The organism is Bacillus proteolyticus, from assembly GCF_001884065.1.
Taxonomy (GTDB): Bacteria; Bacillota; Bacilli; order Bacillales; family Bacillaceae_G; genus Bacillus_A; species Bacillus_A proteolyticus.
In genome coordinates this window covers 1-951 of sequence record NZ_MACH01000145.1, presented here as the reverse complement: position 1 = coordinate 951, position 951 = coordinate 1, and the positions used below count along the sequence as shown (strand labels likewise).

The window sequence follows — 951 nt, the reverse complement described above, 5'->3', positions numbered from 1 at the left end:
GATTACGAACACTTACAAGAATACGGAAACAACAGAAGTAAGTGGTAAGAAAGTCTGGGAAGACTACAACAACAAGTTCAACACACGTCCAGAAAGCATCACAGTTCAATTGCTTCAAAATGGTAAAGAGTTTAAAACAGAAGAAGTGAAAGCTGATAAAGAAGGAAACTGGAACTTCAGTTTTAAAGATCTACCAAAGTACGATGAACAAGGAAATGCGTACAAGTACACAGTAAATGAAGTAAAAGTTGATGGCTACGAAACAAAAGTAGAAGGAACAACAATTACGAATACTTACAAAAATACAGAAACAACAGAACTGAGTGGTAAGAAAGTCTGGGAAGATTACAACAACAAGTTCAACACACGTCCAGAAAGTATTACGGTTCAATTACTTCAAAATGGAACAGAGTTCCAAACAAAAGAAGTGAAAGTTGATACAGCTGATAAAGAAGGCAACTGGACTTTCAGTTTTAAAGATTTACCAAAGTACGATGAACAAGGAAATGAATACACGTACACAGTAAGTGAAGTAAAAGTAAATGGATATGAAATAAAAGTAGAAGGAACAACAATTACGAACACTTACAAAAATACAGAAACAACAGAAATCAGTGGTAAGAAAGTCTGGGATGATAACAACGCAATAGATCGTCCAAGCACAATCAAAGTAGACTTACTACAAAACGGTCAAGTAATTGACACGAAAGAAGTAAGCGTGGCAACAAATTGGAAGTACACGTTTGAAAACCTGCAAGCATACGATGCAAACGGAGTAGCGTACAAGTATGAAGTGAAAGAACAGCCAGTAGCTGGATACAAATCCGAAGTAAATGGTTATGACATCACAAATACAAAAATCAAGGACGAACCAAATGTAGATCCAAAAGATCCAAGTACAGATCCAAAAGATCCAAGTACAGATCCAAAAGATCCAAGTACAGATCCAAA

Annotated in this window: 1 protein-coding gene; it reads left to right on the top strand. The window is 36.0% G+C overall.

Translation table 11 applies throughout. From position 1 onward, the window contains the following. Positions 1–951, top strand: a 951-nt coding sequence (locus tag BAQ49_RS26685; protein WP_116733510.1) for a Cna B-type domain-containing protein, incomplete at both ends; no start/stop codon positions are given.